General features: G+C 67.4%; 11 protein-coding genes. 4 read left to right on the plus strand and 7 right to left on the minus strand.

Translation table 11 applies throughout. The features are described from left to right. Positions 1–145 precede the first annotated feature (145 nt). Both ACYPYD_RS06985 and ACYPYD_RS06990 read left to right on the plus strand, forming a co-directional pair. Positions 146–3001, plus strand: a complete 2856-nt coding sequence (locus ACYPYD_RS06985; RefSeq protein WP_459662592.1) for a TonB-dependent receptor — start codon at positions 146–148, stop codon at positions 2999–3001. 89 nt (positions 3002–3090) lie between these two features. Beyond that, positions 3091–4341 (plus strand): family 43 glycosylhydrolase, encoded by a 1251-nt coding sequence (locus ACYPYD_RS06990; RefSeq protein WP_459662593.1) that lies wholly within the window; start codon positions 3091–3093, stop codon positions 4339–4341. A gap of 201 nt (positions 4342–4542) precedes the next feature. Here the strand turns inward: ACYPYD_RS06990 and rfbA are convergent, their stop codons facing one another. From rfbA to rfbC, 4 genes are read right to left on the minus strand one after another with little or no spacing between them, the layout of a single operon-like run. Next, positions 4543–5478 carry a glucose-1-phosphate thymidylyltransferase RfbA gene (gene rfbA, locus ACYPYD_RS06995; RefSeq protein ID WP_008830139.1) on the minus strand — a complete coding sequence of 312 codons (936 nt, stop codon included), beginning with the start codon at positions 5476–5478 and terminating at the stop codon, positions 4543–4545. After that, complete coding sequence (gene rfbD, locus ACYPYD_RS07000) at positions 5475–6395, minus strand: dTDP-4-dehydrorhamnose reductase (protein WP_459662594.1); 921 nt, start codon at positions 6393–6395, stop codon at positions 5475–5477. Before rfbD ends, rfbA begins: the two co-directional genes overlap by 4 nt. Then, positions 6392–7450, minus strand: coding sequence for a dTDP-glucose 4,6-dehydratase (gene rfbB, locus ACYPYD_RS07005; RefSeq protein ID WP_008830141.1), 1059 nt, complete (start codon positions 7448–7450; stop codon positions 6392–6394). Before rfbB ends, rfbD begins: the two co-directional genes overlap by 4 nt. Next, positions 7441–8019 carry a dTDP-4-dehydrorhamnose 3,5-epimerase gene (rfbC, locus tag ACYPYD_RS07010; protein WP_459662595.1) on the minus strand — a complete coding sequence of 193 codons (579 nt, stop codon included), beginning with the start codon at positions 8017–8019 and terminating at the stop codon, positions 7441–7443. Before rfbC ends, rfbB begins: the two co-directional genes overlap by 10 nt. Positions 8020–8437: 418 nt before the next feature. Between rfbC and ACYPYD_RS07015 the strand changes: the two genes are divergently transcribed. Further along, entirely contained in the window at positions 8438–9271 is an 834-nt protein-coding gene (locus ACYPYD_RS07015; RefSeq protein WP_459662596.1) for a response regulator transcription factor, read from the plus strand. 217 nt (positions 9272–9488) lie between these two features. Then, on the plus strand, positions 9489–9722 hold the full coding sequence (locus tag ACYPYD_RS07020) for a response regulator transcription factor (protein WP_008830144.1): 234 nt from the start codon (positions 9489–9491) through the stop codon (positions 9720–9722). 39 nt (positions 9723–9761) lie between these two features. Here the strand turns inward: ACYPYD_RS07020 and ACYPYD_RS07025 are convergent, their stop codons facing one another. From ACYPYD_RS07025 to ACYPYD_RS07035, 3 genes are read right to left on the minus strand one after another with little or no spacing between them, the layout of a single operon-like run. After that, positions 9762–10448 (minus strand): 4'-phosphopantetheinyl transferase family protein, encoded by a 687-nt coding sequence (locus tag ACYPYD_RS07025; protein WP_211149493.1) that lies wholly within the window; start codon positions 10446–10448, stop codon positions 9762–9764. Positions 10449–10452: 4 nt separating this feature from the next. Beyond that, positions 10453–11439 carry a glycosyltransferase family 2 protein gene (locus ACYPYD_RS07030; RefSeq protein WP_459662597.1) on the minus strand — a complete coding sequence of 329 codons (987 nt, stop codon included), beginning with the start codon at positions 11437–11439 and terminating at the stop codon, positions 10453–10455. Further along, complete coding sequence (locus tag ACYPYD_RS07035; protein WP_459662598.1) at positions 11436–18047, minus strand: type I polyketide synthase; 6612 nt, start codon at positions 18045–18047, stop codon at positions 11436–11438. The genes ACYPYD_RS07030 and ACYPYD_RS07035 overlap by 4 nt, the downstream gene beginning before the upstream one ends. Position 18048 lies beyond the last annotated feature (1 nt).

Genomic DNA, 18048 nt, shown 5'->3' on the forward strand with positions numbered 1-18048 from the left:
ATGAAGCGCCGGGCGTATCAATCAGCGTGTTGTTCGTAGTCTCTGACACCGGTATCAAGCTCGACCATAAAAGGGAGGCTGGGCCGGTCAAGGCGAGGACGGGAAAGTCCCGCGTCGCCGGTCTACAAATGGGGAGGAAATCAGGGTGCGCAGTTCCGCAATTCTTCGTCGTCGCCTGGTGCGCGGTGCGTCCGCGACCGTTCTGGCCGTCGCCTGCATCTCGCCGGCCTATGCGCAGGACGCGCAGACCTCCGAGATCGACGGCGCGACGCCCGCCGACATCATCGTTACCGGCTTCCGCAACTCGGTGCAGACCGCGCAGGCCGAAAAGCGCCAGTCCACCGCCGCAGTGGACGTGATCAAGGCCGAGGACGTCGCCAAGTTCCCCGACAACAACCTGGCGGAATCGCTCCAGCGCATTCCCGGCGTTGCGATCAGCCGCGAAGGCGGTGAGGGCCGCGCGATCTCGGTGCGCGGCCTTGGCCCCGAATATACCCGCGTGCGCATCAACGGCATGGAAGCGGTGGCGACCACCGGCGGTTCGGACGCAGGCGGCGGCGTCAACCGCGGCCGCGGCTTCGACTTCAACATCTTCGCCTCGGAACTGTTCAACTCGCTGACCGTGCGCAAGACCGCCTCGGCCTCGGTCGAAGAGGGCTCGCTCGGCGCCACGGTGGACCTGCAGGCCGCCCGCCCGCTGGACTTCAAGGACAACTTCGTCGTCGCCGGGTCCGCCCGCGCAGGCTACAACGATCTGTCGAAGGCCTGGGACCCGCGCCTTGCGGGCCTCGTCAGCTGGCAGAACGATTCGGGCACGTTCGGCATCCTCGCCTCGGCCGCCTATTCCACCCGCACCATCGAGGAGGAAGGCCACTCGACCGTGCGCTGGAGCCCGGCGGGCGTGAACGGCGGCTTCAACGCGGCCTCCACCCTGCCCGGCTACACCGCCGCCCAGATCAACCAGGCCCCCGCCGCCGACGGTTCCAACTGGGGCGACCTGATCTATCACCCGCGCATTCCCCGCTACGACAGCTGGAAGAACGACATCAAGCGCCTGGGTCTCACCGGCGCCGTCCAGTGGAAGCCCTCGGATCGCACCGAAATCGTCGTCGAGGGGCTCTATGCGAAGTCCAAGACGCAGCGCTGGGAAAACTACATCGAGGCGCTCTCGTTCAGCCGCTCGGGCGCTTCGGGCAAGTCGCAGACCATCATCCGCGACGGCGTGGTCGATGACAACAACTCGCTGGTCTACGGCGTGTTCGACGACGTCGACATGCGCATCGAATCGCGCCACGACCGCTTCAGCACCACTTTCTACCAGTACAACACCGTGGTGAAGCAGGAACTGAGCGATACCTTCCGCCTCAACGGCTATGCGGGCTACTCCAAGTCCAAGTTCGACAGCCCCGAGCAGACCACCGTTGTGCTCGACCGCGCCAACTCGGACGGGTTCTCGTGGGACTACCGCGACAACAGCCGCGCGCCGACGATCAACTGGGGCTTCGATCCCAGCGACCCGGCCAGCTGGGCGTTCACCAACGGCACCTCGGACATCCGCATCCGCAAGAACGAGGTCACCAACGACTACCTCTCGACCAAGCTGGGCGCGGAGTGGGACGTGGCCGACGGCTTCAAGCTGTCTTTCGGGGGCGAATATCGCCGCTTCCGCTACGAGACTTTCGAGAGCCGCCGCTTCGTCGCCGAAACCTCCTCTGGCACGCTGACGCCCGCGCAGGTCGCGGCGCTGACCAAGCCGTTAAACGGCAAGACCGGCGATCCGAACTATTCGGGCTACGTGATCCCCGACCTGCAGGGCTTCGTCGATACGCTCAATATCTATTGCAACTGCGTGACCAACATCAACGGCCGCGACGTGGACTTCCGCGTCAACGGACGTGACGTGGCGGGTACGAACCCCAACGCGACGGCGGCCAGCAACACCGGCTCGATCAAGGAAGTCGACAAGGCGGCGTGGTTCCAGATCGATTTCGAGCGCGAAATCGGCGGCATCATGTTCCGGGGCGACGCGGGCGTGCGCTACGTGAAGACCGGCCAGACCTCGTTCGGGTATGGTCTCTCCAGCGGCGTCGCCACCCCGATCACCGTCAAGCGCAGCTACGAGAACTGGCTGCCCTCGATGAACCTCGTGGCAGAGATCACCCCCGACTTCCTGCTGCGCTTCGGCGCCGCGCAGGTGATCACCCGTCCGGGCCTCGGCGCGCTGTCGCCCGGCGGCAACCTGATCCTGCAGCAGGCGAACCAGGTCTTCAACCAGGGCAACCCGTACCTGAACCCGACCGAGGCGTTCAACCTCGACTTCTCGGCCGAGTGGTACTTCGCACCGGGCTCGCTGCTGGGCATCAGCCTGTTCCAGAAGGACATCGGCTCGCTTTCGGGCACGCAGATCTCGACGCTGGTGCCGTTCGACCAGCTGGGCTTCCCGCTCAACCTCGCGACCGACCAAGGCCTGCCCGCCAACGTGCCGGTGACCGTGCGCCGCACGATCAACGGCGACGGCGGCAAGCTCAAGGGCTTCGAGCTGAACTACCAGCACCAGCTGGACTTCCTGCCGGGCTTCCTCAGCAACCTCGGCATCCTGGCGAACTACACCTACGTCAAGGCGGACCTCAAGTACCCCGGCCCCGGCGGCATCGGCACCGTGGTCGGCCCGCTGACCAACCTGTCCAAGCACACCGCCAACGGCACTCTGTTCTACGAGGACAAGCTGCTCTCCCTGCGCGGCTCGGTGTCCTACCGTTCGGGCTACGTCGAAGCGTTCGGCGGCGGCGCGCGCGATCAGAGCACGCAGGAAGGCGTCAACAGCGCGATCAACGTCGATGCCTCGATCGGCGTCAACCTGACCGACAAGATCACCCTCACCATCGAGGGCAACAACCTGACGAACGAGGTCAAGGACATGTACATCGGCGATGCCGACCGCGCCGTCCTCAACCACAGCTTCGGCCGCCAGTTCTACTTCGGCGTCCGCTTCAAGTACTGACGACCTGTCCCGGCCCCCGCTTAACCGCGAGGGCCGGGATTTTTTCGGTCCAATTATGATAGCGCTATCCAAACCGGGAGAGAGATGACGTGACCAAGGGCTTCGAACTGAGCCGCCGCGCGGTGGTTGCCGGCAGCCTCGCGCTGCTGGGCACGCGCCCCTCGCTCGGCCTTGCCGCCGAGCCTTTGAAGCGCCCGCCCTTCCCGGTCGAGGACGACAACGGCCGTCCGATCGCGCCTCCCCCGCCCGGCTACTACGACGTCGCCACGCGCAGCGGTCCCGGCCTTCCGGTCACGCCCGAAACCGAGCGCGGCGGCTGGGTCACCAGCGAGGCGGCGGTAGACCGCAAGGGCGTGCGCTTCAAAGGCCCCGGCACGCCGCCGAAGACCGCGCTGCCGTGGAACGATTCCGACTCCGGCCGCGTCGTCACGCAGGGCCTGATCCCGCCGGTGAAGCCGCTGATCCACGTCCACTTGCGCGACACCATCGTGTGCCTCGGTGGTGACGGTTTCTACTACATGACCGGCTCCACCGGCGACGACATCTGGAAGGCCAACGACGGTGTCGAACTCTGGCGCTCGGCCGATCTCAAGGAGTGGGACTACCTCGGCCTCGTCTGGAGCATCGAGAAGGACGGAGGCTGGGAAAAGAAGTGGACTGTGCGCAAGGGCGACTACTTCCGCGCGATCTGGGCGCCGGAGATCCACTACATCAACGGCAATTACTACATCTGCCATTCGATCAGCCGTTCCGGCATCGCGATCCTGCGCAGCACCTCCGGCAAGGCGACCGGTCCCTACGTCCACGCCTTCTCGCCCGACAAGCCGCTGCGCAACGGCATCGACGCCACCCTGTTCGGTGACGACGACGGCGCGGTCTACCTGACGTACGGCGGCGCCTTCGAGATGGTGCGCCTGAAGCCCGACCTGTCCGGCTACGACGGCGAGTGGACGCCGATCACGCTGGAAACCCCTGACCCCGACCCGCTGCACCACAACAAGAAGTGCGTTCACCGCGGCTTCAAGGACATCGGCTTCGAGGGCGCGACGATGTTCAAGCATGACGGCAAATACTACCTCGGCGCCGTCGACCGCTTCCACCCCAACCGCTATTCCTTCGCGCTGGCGACCTCGGACACGCCTTTCGGCCCGTACCGCGACCGCTACGAGAGCGTGCCGTGCGGCGGCGGCGGCAACATCTTCAAGGACAAGGAAGGCCGCTGGTGGTGCACCATCTTCGGCAACGACGACGAGGCGCCGTTCCGCGAAAAGCCCGGCATCGTGCCGGCGCGCATGGACGAGAAGGGCCATCTGGTGCCGGACTTCACGCCGCGCACGTAATTCCTGGGCGCGCGATCATCGCAAACTCTACGACGGTCATTCCCGGGAAGGCGGGAACCCATCTCCTGACATTTCGTGTTGCACCGGCATCAAATGGGTCCCCGCCTTCGCGGGGATGACCAGGAGTGTTTCAATTAGACGAAGCGCCCCTCCGCCACCCCGCTCAGCCTGAGCGGGGGGAGAGTAATGACCGCCCGACGCTTACTGCACCGAGGGATGCGGGTCCATTTCCAGCCGCGCGCCCGGCAGCGCGGTGTCCGGCGTAACCCCGCCCTGCTCCAGGACATGCCGCAGGTAACGCGCATAGTCCGACTTGCCGAGCCGCGAGATCGCCCGCTCCAGTCCCGCTTCGCTGATGAAGCCCCGGCGATAGGCGACTTCCTCCGGGCTGGCGATCTTGGTGCTCTGCCGCTTCTCGAGGATGCGTACGAACTCGGCCGCGTCCATCAGGCTGTCGGGCGTCCCGGTATCGAGCCAGGCATAGCCGCGCCCCATCATCTCCACCGACAGCTGGCCGCGTTCCAGATAGGCGCGGTTGACGTCGGTGATCTCCAGTTCGCCGCGCGGCGAAGGGGCGAGGTTGGCGGCGATCTCCACCACTTGCGCGTCGTAGAAGTAGAGCCCGGTCACCGCCCAGTTGGAGCGCGGCAGGCTGGGCTTCTCCTCGATCGAGACGGCGCGCGCCCGGCTGTCGAACTCGACCACGCCGTAACGCTCGGGGTCCTGCACATGATAGGCGAAGACGCTCGCCCCGCGCTGGCGCTCGCCGGCGCGGGCGAGGAGGTCGGGCAGGCCGTGGCCGTGGAAGATGTTGTCTCCCAGGATCAGCGCCGAGGGCTGCCCGCCCACGAAATCCGCACCGATCACGTAAGCCTGCGCCAGCCCGTCAGGGCGCGGCTGGACCGCGTATTCCAGTTCCAGTCCCCATTGCGACCCATCGCCCAGCAGTTCGCGGAAGGCGGGCAGGTCACGCGGGGTGGAGATGATCAGGATCTGCCGGATGCCCGCCAGCATCAGCGTGCTCAGCGGGTAGTAGATCATCGGCTTGTCGTAGACCGGCATGAGCTGCTTCGAGGTCGACAGCGTCATCGGATAGAGGCGCGTTCCGCTGCCCCCGGCGAGAATGATGCCTTTCATGAGCAGGCTCCTGCGAACTGGTTAAGGGAGTGATGCCGGGCGACCAGCCGCTGCACGACGCCGCGCAGGGAGGTCCGCCACGGCGGCAAGGTAACGCCGTGCACCGCCGCGATGCGCGCGCAGTCGAGGCGGGAGTCCGCCGGGCGACGCGCCACGGTGGGATAGGCGCTGGTCGGGATGGCGCGGACCTGTGCCCATGGCCCGCCCATTTCGTGGGACAGATCGAACAACGCCTCGGCAAGCTGCGCCCAGGAGGCGTCGCCCTGCCCGGTCAGGTGGAACACGCCGCGCAGGCACGGATCGGGGTCCGCCAGCAGGTTGCGCGCGACCGCGATCACACCCTCGGCGATGTCGAGCGCGCTGGTCGGGTTGCCGAACTGGTCGGCGACGACGCCGACTTCATCCCGTTCGCGCGCCAGTCTCAGCATGGTCTTGACGAAGTTGCCGCCGAACGGGCTGTAGACCCAGGCCGTGCGCAAGACCGCGCTATTGCCGCCATGTGCGGCCAGCACCGCGCGCTCGCCTGCGAGCTTGGTGGCGCCGTAGACCCCGGCCGGATCGGTCGGCGCATCCTCTGTGTGCGGCCCCCCCGCATCGGCGGCGAAGACGTAGTCGGTGGACAAATGCACCAGCGGCACGCCGAGATCGCGCGCGGCAAGCGCGATTGCCTCCGCCCCGTGCTCGTTGACCGCCTGCGCCTTGCGGCGATCGGTCTCGGCCGCATCGACGGCGGTGTAGGCGGCGGCGGAGACGATGGCGTCGGGGCGCACGGCGGCCAGCGCATCGCGTACGCTCTCGGGCCTGAGCAGATCCAGCACCGGACGTCCGACCGGCAGGACCTCGACCCCGAACGCCGCGCCCCGCTCCATGAGCGCGCGCACGACCTGCCCTCCGGTGCCGGTGACCGCCAGTCTCACGCGGCGACCTCCTGCATCAGCCCGAGGCGCTCGCCTTCGTACCGGGCGCGCAGCGGGCGCCACCACCATTCGTTGTCGATGTACCACCGGACGGTGCGGCTGATCCCGGTCTCGAAGGTTTCCTGCGCCTGCCAGCCGAGTTCGCTCTCCAGCTTGCTCGCGTCGATGGCGTAGCGGGCGTCGTGGCCGGGACGGTCCTCGACGAATTCGATCAGGCGTTCGCGCGGCACCGGACCCGGCGCCATCGCATCGAGGATCATGCAGATGCGGCGCACCACGTCGATGTTGCGGCGCTCGTTGCGGCCCCCGACATTGTAGGTCTCGCCCAGCCGCCCGCGCGAGGCGATGCACTCCAGCGCGCGCGCGTGATCGTCGACATAGAGCCAGTCGCGCACATTCTCGCCCCGGCCGTAGACCGGCAGGCGGCGCCCCTCCAGCGCGTTGAGGATGGTCAGCGGGATCAGCTTCTCGGGGAAGTGATAAGGGCCATAGTTGTTCGAGCAGTTCGAGACGACCACCGGCAAGCCGTACGTGCGATACCAGGCTTTGACGAGGTGATCCGACGCCGCTTTCGAGGCCGAATAAGGCGAGCTGGGATCGTAGGGCGTGGTCTCCTCGAACAGCCCTTCGTCGCCGAGCGAGCCGTAGACCTCGTCGGTCGAGACGTGGAGGAAGCGGAAGCGGTCGCGTTCGGTAGCGGGCAGGCGCTGCCAGTAGTCGCGCGCGACTTCGAGCAGGGTGAAGGTGCCCACGACGTTGGTGGCGATGAAGTCCCCCGCGCCGGTGATCGAGCGATCGACGTGGCTTTCGGCGGCAAGGTGCATCACCCTGTCGGGGCGGAACTGGGCGAAGGCCTCGGCCATCGCGGCCCGGTCGCAGATGTCGGCGCGCAGGAAGCGGTAGTTCTCGCGCCCGGCCACGCAGTTCAGCGAGGCGAGGTTGCCCGCATACGTCAGCTTGTCGAGGTTGAGGACGGTGTCCCCGCGCGTCTGTACCAGATGGCGCACCAGCGCCGAGCCGATGAAACCCGCCCCGCCGGTCACCATCACGCGCATGCGGCAAGCTCCTCGAAGAAGAAGTGCGCGGGCCGCTCGCACAGCAACGGCTGCGCGCGGTCCTTGGGAGAGAGGCTGGCCGGGTTGGCAAGCTGCGGCCAGTCGATCGCCAGCGCCGGGTCGTTCCAGCGCATGCCGAGGTCGCATTCGGCGCAGTAGTAGTCGGTGACCTTGTAGGCGACGACGGTGTCGGGCAGCAGCGTGCAGAACCCGTGCGCGAAGCCGGGCGGTATCCAGAGCTGGGTGCCGTTGTCGGGCGTCAGCGTCTCGGCGATCCAGTGGCCGTACGTGGGAGAGCCGGCGCGGATGTCCACCGCCACGTCCATGATCGCGCCCGCGGTGCAGCGCACCAGCTTGCCCTGTGCATGCGGCGGGCGCTGGTAGTGCAGGCCCCGGACGGTGCCGACGGCAAGGCTGCAGGACTCGTTGTCCTGCACGAAGACCGCATCGCCGCAGTGCCGGGCGAACAGATCGTGCCGGAAGGTTTCGGCGAACCAGCCGCGCGTGTCGGCGATCCGGCTGGGCACGAAGGCGCAGGGACCGGAAATCTCATAGGTCTTGACGATCATGGTCGAGGCTCCCGCTCCCCCGGCCGGGCGAGAAAGCCCGGATGCGCGTATCCGCGTAGCCGCAACGATCGGCAGGCCCCGCTAGGGACAAGAAGCCAGATTTGCCGGGCAGCCGCCATTCGGCGATGACCGCCCCGAGTATTCTATTCCGACTTCGCCTTTATGACTTTTACGCAATCCGTAAGAGGCACGATTACGTGTCTTCCGATAGAAGTGCCGCTCAGTCGCGTATCTTGCGCCCGGAACATCGGCCCGCAGTAATCGTTCCCCATCGACTTACCGCAATGCTGCAACGCCGCAGCAACAATCCTTACCCATCCGAGCACTGATTTTTACGGCATTGTCAAACTATTAATCATCATCCATGGTGCCTGACACGCATGGGGGCGAAAATGCGAAGAGGGGCATACGAACCGACATGCCGGCATCCATTTCCATTGCGATCACGAATTCGATCATCCGCGAAGGTCTAAGGCGCATATTCACGGATGCGGACTTCGAGGTGTCGGAATCGGTTTCCGCTCTCGAAGAACTGAACCTGGGTCTTCCCGAAGAAGAGGTTCAGCACATCCTCGTCGTCGAGCGCGAATTGCTGCAGGATAATTGCACCGCCATCGTCGAAACCATGCAGCACGACCATCCCGAAATGCGGATCATCGTGCTTACCGGCGCTTTCGATTTCGACGAGATGGTCGCGCTCTATGCGGCCGGAGCCTATGCCTATTTTCCCGACAACGTGCCTTATCTTTCGCTGGTCGCGATCCTGCAGATGGTCTCGAACGGGCAGAAGGTGGCGCCGCCGGAGGTGATCGACTTCCTCGTCAGCCTGCCGGCAGCCACACGGCACGCCGCCCCCGCCCCGGCGATCGAGGCGTTCGGGTTCCGCGACCGGGAACTGCGCGTCCTGGAGCATCTTGCACTCGGCCAGCCCAACAAGGCGATATCGCGCGAGATGGGCATCAACGAAGCCGCGGTAAAAGCGGCGGTTAAGGCCATCCTGCGCAAGCTCGGGGTGGAAAACCGTACCCAGGCCGCGGTAATGGCACGCGAGTTAATTAACAGGCCTTCCAGCCTCGTCGGTCAGGAGGCCGTGGAGGGAAACGTCGATATTCCTCAGACGAGCCATCCCCCGCAGCCGAGTCTGTTCGATCATGGCTCGACCTCTTCCGATTCAAGCACTAGGCGCTTCTCCGGGTCGATCCAGACCGACAGGATGATTGCGCGCAAGAGCAGAGACACTTTGTTACAATAGGTGATCCGGAGTCATCTATCTGCTTTTGTTATATTCATGTGTTCCGGATGGGCCGCTTATACTGAATTTTCAGAGTCCCATTATAGTACTGATAAGTGCCTCAAGAGGATGACGAGCTAGGTATATTCCCCCAAAATATTGCGTGACTCTCCGTTAGAGCGATGCGACATTGGGTTCATGGGGTTAACTGACCCCATTAGAGTCTACGGGGGTTTATATGTATCGAATTGAAGGAACCGAGAACGTCCAGCTGACTTCACGCGAACTGGACGTACTTCAGTTTGTGGCCATGGGTCGTTCGGCGAAGGAAACCGCGATCGAACTGAACATCGCGCCCTGCACGGTCGAACGCCACGTCGAGAACGTGCGGCTCAAGACGCGCACTCGCAACCGCGCCCACATGATCGCCTACGTCATCCGCGAAGGACTGCTTCAGTCGCAGGCTAACTGAGTACAGAGAAAAGCAAGAATGTCGGTTAGTATTTGGGAACTAACACTGGCCTCGCATGGCCCAAGACATCAGCAAACCGCCCTTCGGGTCGACAACATCGCTTTCTACGACTTCTCCATCGACAAGCACGTTCCTCGGGCCGCAGCCCACACCGCACTCGAACGATGACGGGGCAATTGAAAGACCCTTTCCGAGTGCCTTAGAACAGGCTTCCTTCCTGACCCAGACCGTCAGGAATGCATGGTCGGAAAACGCATCCGGCCTTTCATTCAACTGCATTAATTCGCGATCGGTATAATACATCGCAGCCAGTCCGGCCGCGTCGTCGACAGAGCGCACCCGCTCCATGTCGATCCCGATCTCCACGTGCCGCGCGAAAGCGACGAGCGCGACCTCTCCGCTGTAGCTCATGTTGCACTGCACATGCGGCACATCACGAAGATGCGGCTTGCCGAAATCGTTCACGCCATAGCGCTGCCGCGATGCCGCAATGCCGAACTCGGCCTCGATCAGCAGGCGCAGCGCGCCATGCGCCGCCAGGTAGCGCCGCGCGAGGGCACAAATCCTGAACCGATCTGCGCGCGCGCGTTCCTCGTCACTCAGGAGCGCGGAAACGTCGCCCGCGTTGTCCGGATCCGCCCGCACCAGCCAAAGCGGAAACGGCGCCGCGATCCGCTCACCGATGATGCCGTGCCGGGCGAGTGTCGCGACGAGATCCTCTCCCATGGCCTCAACGCCGTTGGGGCGCGAGCATCCCGAACCAGAGAAAGTCGCTGAGCAGCCGCGGCGGATCCTCGCGCGGCTTGCGGCGCAGCTGCTGCTTGACGAGGTAGAAGCAATGCCCCGTGATCCAGGCGAGATCGGCCGCCAGCGCATAAGCCCAGCCATGGTTCTTGCGGAAATAGCGCCGCCGCGATGCGAACCAGTAACCCGGGACCCGCCGCGCATGAGCGTCCTCGCCGGTGACGCCGGTGCTTTGTCCGGCGACGTGCAGCACCGTCGGACGCGGCGCATACCAGCACTGCCACCCGCGCGTTTTCGCCTCGCGGCAGAAGTCGGTCTCCTCGTAGTAGAGGAAATAGTCCTCGTCGAAGCGAAGCCCCTGCTGCAGCGCCTCGCGGCGCACGGCCATGCTGGCGCCGGAGACCCAGTCGATCTGCTCGGCGCGCCCGTCCATCCGCCGGGCCGTCCTGTGCCTCGCCAGCAGGCGCGAGGCCGGCCCCCAGCGCAAGGCCCGCTCCAGTTCGCCGAGTACGGTAGGGAAGCGGAAGGCGTAAGGCCACGGCGCGCCATCGGCGAGCAGCAGCGCCGTACCCACGACGCCCGCGCGCGGCGTTGCCGCCATGAAGGCGGCCAGTGCATTGGCCGCGCCGGGCATCACGCGCGTATCGGGATTGAGCAGCCAGACCGCGCGGGCCTCGCCGTCGCGAAGGGCGTGCTCGATGCCGAGGTTGCATCCCGTCCCGAACCCGCCGTTGGTCGGCGAACGCACCAGCGTAGCCCAGTCCCAACCTTCCCGCACGATCACGGCTTCGAGCGATTCGGCCGAGCCATCACGCGAATCGTTGTCCACCACGATCACCCGCAGTCCCGCGCCGGAGCGCCGCTCGACATCGAGGCTGGCGAGACATTCCGTCACCAGCGCCGCCGTGCGGTAGTTGACGATGACGACGGCGATCGGGAAGTCGAGCCCCCGGCGAACTGCGCGCCCGCTCATTCCGCCGCCTCCTCGAAGAAGTCGAACCGCTCTTCCTGCATCACCGCGGCGCGGCTCCACGGCCCGTGCTCGGACACGGCATCGTCGAGCGCGTTCTGGAACAGCGGGGCGAGCGTGGCGACGTGCGGCTCCTGCAGGTTCGACATGTGGCCGCCGGGAATGTCGAGGATCACGATGTCCTCGCGCACCCGCTTGCCCCAGCCCAGCGCAAAGTCCCGGTAGATCGCGCGGTAAGGGGTATCGTCGGCAAGGTCGGTGTCGTTGGACGCCTTGAACAGCGCCACGCTGGTCGATTGCAGGATGCCGATCGGCCGATGTTCCTTGTGTGCGGCTTCATAGAGCCTGAGGAACGGGATCGCCGGAGCATCCGCTTCCATCGCCGCGTCACCGGCATCGGCAGCGCGCAGGGCATCGACGGTTCGTCGATCCTCGGCCCTCCGCATCCGCGACTCGATCTCCCAGCGAGCGAGGTTCCAGGCGCGGCGGCAGAGGTCGGGCAGCATCTGCAGCGGATTGCCGGACTTCAACACGCCGAGCACGCGGCCAAGGCGGGCTCGGCTCTCGCCGAAGCGGTGCTTGCGCGCCTCGACGTCGGCGGCGTCGATCACGCCGACGAAGGCCACCTGCTCGCCCATCGCCTGAAGTTGCTGCGCCATCTCGAAGGCAATCACGCCCCCGGCGCAGAGCCCGGCGAGGAGATAGGGGCCTTGCGGCTGAACGCTGCGCACCTTGCCGATGTAGTACGTCGCCATCTCGTCGATGCGAGTGTGGGCGTAGTTGCCGTCCGCCTTGCGCAGCGGCTCGATCCCCAGCACCGGCCGCGCGCCGTCCAGCCGCAGCGCCAGGCCGCGATAGAGCAGCGTCTCGCCGAGCCCGTCGTGGATCAGGAACAGCGGCGTGGCCGGGCCGCCCTTGCGGATGGTGACGATGCCCTGAGCCAAGCCAAGACCCGGTGCATCCGCCTCGGCGGCGGCGGGCATGTCAGGCGCCCGGCTGTCCGGGTCGATCACGGCGGCAAGCCCCGCGACGGTCGGCTGGCCGAGCATCGCCGCGAGCGGCAGGGTGCGGCCGGTCTTCTTGCGCAGCCGGTTGGTGAACTGCACCGCCAGCAGCGAATGGCCGCCAAGATCGAAGAAGTTGTCGTGCCGCCCGACCGCCTCCATGCCCAGCAGGTCGCACCACAAGTCGGCGATGACCTGTTCGGCCGGGGTCGCGGGCAGATCCGCCGGATCGCCGCTCGCAGCCTCGCAGCGGCTGGCGCGCGGCGGGCTGCGCAGGCGCGCGAGCACCGGCGCGAGGTCGTAGGGCGAGATCACCGTATGCGGGCGGCACCGGCCCGAGAGCAGGCGCGCGATCACTTCGGTGCCCTCTTCGGGCAGGATGCCCTCGGAGCTTGCCACGATCTCGCCGGTGGCGGCCTTCGCGGCGCGCGGCGGCGTCGCGGAGGCGCGGGCGAGCAGCGCCGCGTCGCCCATGTGCATCATCGTGAATTCGCGCACTTCGGCGACGACGAGGCCGTCGGCGTCGGTGATCGTCACGTTGAACACCGCCGTCTGGCCATCGGAGGAGACCAGCCGGATGTGGCTCCACGCGAGCGCGGGCAGCGGGGCGTGGAGGAGAAAGCGGCGATAGGTGAACGGCGCGTAGAAATCACAGCTCCGGTCGCGCCCGGGAATCAGCGTCTGCGCGCCCGCCGTCGCGAAGTCTAGCAGCGCCGGGTGCAGGCCCATCGCCACGGCCTCGGCGGCGTAGGGCGCGGGGAGTTCCAGCTGGAGCAGCGCCTCGCCGTGAGGGGACGCAAGCGCCTGCACGAGCGTGTCCCAGCGGGGGCCGAAGTTCATCATCGGCTGGTCGGCGCCGCCGCAGATCGCGGGGCTGCAGCGCTCGGCGATGGCGCCGAGGTCAAGCGTGGAGCGCAGCGGCGTCAGCGTGTGCGGGCGCACCACGCCGTGTGCGTGCTCGGTCCATTCCCCGCCCTGTTCGGGGCGGCCGAGGATGGTGACCTTCCACCCGCTCGCGCCCCGCCGACGGACATGGACCCGCAGCGCGCGCGCCTCTCCATCCGGCACCGCGAAGGGCTTGAGGAACGTGAAGTCGGACAGTTCCAGCGCGCCCTGGTGGACCAGCGCAACTGCTGCCCGAGACATCTCCAGGAAAGATGTCCCGGGCAGCAGCGCACCGGCATCAACGACTCGGTGCTCGTCGAGCACCCAATGCCGCACGGGGGTTAGGATGCCGGTGACCACAAACTCATCGTCGGAAATGGTGCAGAGCCGTTCGAGGAAGGGATGCTCGATCGCCTTCCCGGTCCCGAGGTCGTCGGGCAGCGCGCCCATCCCTCCTTCAGGCGCTCCGCCCTCGCGCCCGCCGAGCGCGGCGGCCATGCCGACTTCTGCCCACTGGCTCCAGCCGACCGACTGCACCCGCGTGCGCGGATCGCTGCGCCGCGATTGCGCGTAAGCGTCGAGGAAGGCGTTGGCGGCAGCATAGTCCACCTGCCCCGGCAGCCCCGCGAAGGCGCTGACCGAGGAGAACAGCAGCAGGAAGCCCGGCGCCTGACCTTGCAGCGCGGTCTCCAGTGCAAAGGTGCCCGCAATCTTGGGCCGCAGCACGGCGTCCACCGCCTTGCGGCTACGGGTCTCGATCAGCCCGTCGTCGAGCGCACCGGCGGCATGGAACACCCCGTCGATCGGGCCGAAGCGGGAGACCGCCTTGCGCACGCCTTTCGCCAGCGCCCTGGCATCGGCGACGTCGGCGACGATCAGCTCCACGTCCGCCCCCGCCGCTTCGAGCGCGAGCAGCTTGCGCACCTTGTCCTCGACGCCCAGCGGCAGGTCGCCGCTTGCGAGGCGCTGCGCCCACTCCCCGCGCGGCGGCAAGGCGCTGCGCCCGACGAGAGCGAGGCGCGCCTTGTATCCGCGCGCAAGGTGGTCGGCGATGGACAGGCCCAGCCCGCCCAGACCCCCGGTGACGAGATAGACACCGCCCTCGCGCAGCCATGTCGCCTGCCCCTCGGCCAGCGGCTCGCGCGCGTTGCGGTAAGCGAGCGTCCAGCGCTCGCCCGCGCGCAAGGCGACGTCGCCGGAAGCGCGGGGGCCGGAAACCTCGGCGATCACCGCGTCGGCAAGGTCGGCGGCGTTCACGGCGGCAAGATCGATGTCGATCGCGCGCACCTCGAGTGCCGGATACTCGGCCGAGACGGTGCGCGCGGCGCCGATCGCCGTGGCCTTGAGCGGCATGAGGTCCGCATCGCCCGCCACGCGCTGCGCCTTGTCGGTGACAAGCGCGACGACCACCGGCCCCTCGTCCACCTGAGCGGCGAGTTCTGGCACCATCGCGATCAGCGCATACAGCCCCCGGTCGAGGATCGCCGCATCCCGGCGCCTCGGCGCGGCTACCCCGCCCGCCAGCCAGCAATGATAGACCTGACGCGGCATCCGCCCGTCTCGGCCCAGCCGGACGAACAGCCGCGCCCAGTCCTCGCGCACATCGGGCCGCAGCGCGAAGGCGTCGGCGGCGCTCGCGGCAAAGCGCGTCGCCGCGTGGACGGTGACGGTCTCCACCCCCGCCTTGCGCAGCCGCACGGCAAGGCTGGCGCCGAACCCGTCGTCATCGCAAAGCACCAGAGCCGGACCGCCTGCAGCCCCGCCCACGGCTTCTCCCACCACCAGATCCTCGCGGCTCCACACCGGCTCGTAGCCCCAGTCGCCCAGCGCGAGGCGGGTATCCGCATCGCCCCCGGAGGCCGCCGTGTGCAGGCTCGCACCCGGCTCGATCCAGTGCCGCTCGCGTTCGAAACGATAAGTCGGCAGCGGCACGCGCAGGCGGCGCTCCTCGCCCCACCATGCGGTCCAGTCGATCTCGACGCCCAGCGCCCAGAGTTCGCCGAGCGCTTCGAGCAACCGCTGGTCGTCGGCAACCTCCTCGCCCGCATGGCGCATCGAGGCGACCACCGGCTGGCTGGCCTTGCGCCCCGGGTGCTGGCGGGCAAGGCTGGTCATCGCCCGGCCGGGGCCGACTTCCAGCAGCACCTGGTCCGCCTCGCCCAGCAGGCATTCGAGGCCGTCGGTATAGCGCACCGGCTCACGCAAGTGCCGCACCCAGTATTCGGGATCGGTCGCCTCCGCCGCGCTCACCCAGCGCCCGGTCAGGTTCGAGGCGAAGGGGATCTGCGGCGCGCGCAGCGTGATCGTCTTCAGCAGGGCGCGGAATTCGGGCAGGATCGGGTCGAGCATCGCCGAATGCGCGGCGACCTCGATGGGGATCGGCTGCGCCTCGATCTCACGCGCGCGCAAATCGTCGAGGAAGGCCGCCACCGCGTCCGCCGCGCCCGATACGACGCACAGGGACGGGGCGTTGATCGTCGCGATCGAAACCCCGGGCGGCAACAACGGGGCGAGTTCCGCCTCGGAAAGCGGCACGCTGATCATGCCGCCTTTCGCGGTCGTCTCGAACAGGCGGCCGCGCGCGTGGACGATGCGCAGGCCCGCTTCGAGGTCCACCACGCCCGCAACATGCGCCGCAGCATACTCGCCGCAGCTGTGGCCGATCATCGCGGCCGGCGCGATCCCCAGCGCCATCCAGAAACGGGCGAGCGCGGTCTGGACGATGAACAGCGCAGGCAGCGCGTTGGAGGGACGTTCCAGCTCGGCGGCCGCAGCATCGCGGTCGGCCTCGACCGGGAACAGCCAGCGCTTGAGGTCCGGCACGCCGATGCGCGCAAGCACGGCGAGGCCCTTGTCCACGTCGGCACGGAACGCGGCCTCGGTCTGGTAGAGATCACGCGCCATATCGACATGCTGCAGCCCGCCGCCGCAGAACTGGAAGGCGACCGGGCGGCCGGGCACGCAAACCTGCTTCGCGGACGACTGGCGGCTCGCGGTTTCGAGCGCAGCGGCGGCTTCAGCCCCGTCCTGACCCACCGCGAACCGACGCCATGCCAGCGCGCGGCGGCCGGTGTTGAGGGTGAAGGCCGCGTCGGCGAGATGCCGGGCTTCGTCGCCCGTGTTCGCTGCGTTCCCCCTCCCCGCTTCGTCATTGCGAGCCCCGAAGGGGCGCGGCAATCCAGAGGCGGCGTCAACCGCCCTGGATTGCTTCGCTTCGCTCGCAATGACGGAGGTGGTTGCTGGTTGCTTGTTGCTATCTCCGGCGAAATACTGCGCCAGCGCCGCAGCATTGGCATCCGCCGCACCTTGCGTGGCGCCCGAGGTCATCAGCAGCTGGCGACGGCGGCTCGGCCCGCTTGGCGCGCGCGGCGGCGCTTCCTCCATGACGATGTGGGCATTGGTGCCCCCCACGCCGAGTGAGCTGACCCCGGCGCGACGGGGGCGATCGTCGCGCCGGAGCCAGGGCGCGCTGGTGGCCTGTACGCGGAAAAGGCCAGTATCCAGCGCGCATTCGGGATTTGCGGCCCCGAAATGCGGAACAGGGGGAAGCTCGGCGTGGCGCATCGCCAGCGCCACCTTGATGACGCCCGCCGCGCCTGCGGCGGTGTCGGTGTGGCCGATGTTGGCCTTCACCGAACCCAGCGCGCAGGGCTCTGGCCTTGCACCAGACTGGGCGAAGACCTGCCGCAGCGCCGCCACTTCGATCGGGTCGCCGATCGGCGTGCCGGTGCCGTGCGCCTCGACGTAGTCGATGGCCGAAGGCGCGATGCCGGACACCGCGAGGGCCTCGGCGATCACCGCCGCCTGCCCGTCCACGCTGGGGGCGAGGTAGCCGACCTTGCCCGCGCCGTCGTTATTGATCGCCGAGCCCCGGATCACCGCATGGATGTGGTCGCCGGCGGCCATGGCATCCTCCAGTCGGCGCAGCGCCACCACGGCGACGCCGCTGCCGAACACGGTGCCCTTGGAGTCCGCGTCGAAGGGACGGCACAGGCCGTCGGGGGAAAGGATCTCGCCCTGCTCGTAGAGGTAGCCCCGGCGGTGCGGCAGTTCGATCGAGGTTCCGCCCGCCAGCGCCATGTCGCACTCGCCCGACAGCAGGCTCTGCGCCGCCATGTGGATCGAGACGAGCGAGGTCGAGCACGCGGTCTGGACGTTGATGCTCGGCCCCTTGAGGTCGAACAGGTACGACACCCGCGTCGTCAGGAAGTCCTTGTCATTGCTGGTATGGCGCAGCAGGAACAGGCCGACCTCGTTCACCAGCTTGCCGTTGGTGAGCAGGTTGTAGGGCATGTAGGCGTTGTGGCCCGATCCCGCGAAAACGCCGATCACGCCGCCTGTTCCCTTGGCAAAGCCCTGCGGCGTATGGCCTGCGTCCTCCAGCGCCTCCCACGAGCATTCGAGGAAGTGGCGATGCTGCGGGTCCATGACTGCAGCATCGCGCTTGGACAGGCCGAACAGCGCGGCGTCGAAGCACTCCATGTCGGCGAGCGGCGCGCCGCGGCGCACGTAGTCGGGGTTGCGCAGCAGCGCGGGCGAGACCCCGGCGGCGAGCAGTTCCTCCTCGGAATAAGTCTCGATCCCGTCGCGGCCTTCGCTCAGCAGCGACCAGAATTCCTCGGGGCCGTGCGCCCCGGCGAAGCGGCACGCCATGCCGACGATGGCCACCGCGCTGGAGGTGTCGAGCGAGGGGTCGAACGGTTCTTCGATGGGCTGGTGCATG

This window comes from Novosphingobium sp. 11B, assembly GCF_054589055.1.

Coding starts and splice junctions, on each gene's coding strand:
- ACYPYD_RS07020 (WP_008830144.1), top strand. CDS start 9,489: ATGTATCGAATTGAAGGAACCGAGAACGTCCAGCTGACTTCACGCGAA.
- ACYPYD_RS07015 (WP_459662596.1), top strand. CDS start 8,438: ATGCCGGCATCCATTTCCATTGCGATCACGAATTCGATCATCCGCGAA.
- ACYPYD_RS07030 (WP_459662597.1), bottom strand. CDS start 11,439: ATGAGCGGGCGCGCAGTTCGCCGGGGGCTCGACTTCCCGATCGCCGTC.
- rfbA (WP_008830139.1), bottom strand. CDS start 5,478: ATGAAAGGCATCATTCTCGCCGGGGGCAGCGGAACGCGCCTCTATCCG.
- ACYPYD_RS07025 (WP_211149493.1), bottom strand. CDS start 10,448: ATGGGAGAGGATCTCGTCGCGACACTCGCCCGGCACGGCATCATCGGT.
- ACYPYD_RS07035 (WP_459662598.1), bottom strand. CDS start 18,047: ATGCACCAGCCCATCGAAGAACCGTTCGACCCCTCGCTCGACACCTCC.
- rfbB (WP_008830141.1), bottom strand. CDS start 7,450: ATGCGCGTGATGGTGACCGGCGGGGCGGGTTTCATCGGCTCGGCGCTG.
- rfbC (WP_459662595.1), bottom strand. CDS start 8,019: ATGATCGTCAAGACCTATGAGATTTCCGGTCCCTGCGCCTTCGTGCCC.